This is a genomic window from Acinetobacter sp. V2 (genome assembly GCF_001188385.1).
Taxonomy (GTDB): Bacteria; Pseudomonadota; Gammaproteobacteria; order Pseudomonadales; family Moraxellaceae; genus Acinetobacter; species Acinetobacter oleivorans.
In genome coordinates this window covers 130,485-131,306 of the sequence record NZ_JZFB01000005.1, presented here as the reverse complement: position 1 = coordinate 131,306, position 822 = coordinate 130,485, and the positions used below count along the sequence as shown (strand labels likewise).

At 36.3% G+C, this 822-nt stretch carries 1 protein-coding gene; it reads left to right on the top strand.

The window, feature by feature from the left end; genetic code table 11:
• The first annotated feature begins 116 nt into the window (after positions 1 to 116).
• Positions 117 to 620: a cell wall-recycling L,D-carboxypeptidase ElsL gene (gene elsL, locus UC75_RS15250; RefSeq protein ID WP_049838073.1), complete on the top strand. Its 504-nt coding sequence runs from the start codon at positions 117 to 119 to the stop codon at positions 618 to 620.
• Positions 621 to 822 lie beyond the last annotated feature (202 nt).

Here is an 822-nt window from a genome sequence, read left to right as displayed (position 1 = left end):
ACTGCGCGTAGATAAAAGAAGATTGATAATCTTTTATTTCTAGTGCAAGACAAGCCCTTACAACAATTTTTTAATTAAACTCAATGTATTTGAGTTGATATAAGAGAATAAGTCCAATGTCTCAATTTAAGCTCGAAGATGCTGATGTTCTTATCGATTTAGTGAACCAAACATTAACTTTGCCTAAACATAATAAGTTTTATGTCATTTCTACAGGAAAGAATGGAATCGGTGAGCAGGAAAACACGGGTAGAACACCACGCGGATGGCATAGAGTAGCAAAGAAAATTGGTGCCGAGTCCCCACAAAATGCAGTTTTTATTGCACGTAAGCCAACGGGGGAGGTTTATAGCACTGAGTTAGCTACCCAATATCCTGAACGAGACTGGATACTTTCCCGTATTCTTTGGTTAGATGGCCTAGAAGAAGGTTTTAATAAAGGCGAAGGTCACGACACCATGGAGCGTTACATTTACATTCATGGAACGCCAGACACGCAACCAATGGGGGTGCCAATGTCACATGGCTGCGTTCGAATGCGTAATGAAGAAATCATTGAGCTATTTGATTTAGTTGCTGAAGATGCATTAGTTTATTTATCCGAACAATCTTTAACCTGAGAGCAAGTTTTATCTAATCTTGATGAGCTGTGTAAATGTGGTAAATATTGAAATAAGTGTTTAAATAAAATACAAAAAATTGTTTTTTACTTAATAATGACTTATTTTTAATCATTCATTCGCATTTTTTTAAAAAGAAGTCGAAAAGCGTTTGACACCTGTTAAAGATTCTCTATAATGCACCTCACAAACGATGAAGACG

Bases quoted from the DNA above. Each gene is read 5' to 3' on its own strand.
- elsL (WP_049838073.1), top strand. From the start codon at position 117: ATGTCTCAATTTAAGCTCGAAGATGCTGATGTTCTTATCGATTTAGTG.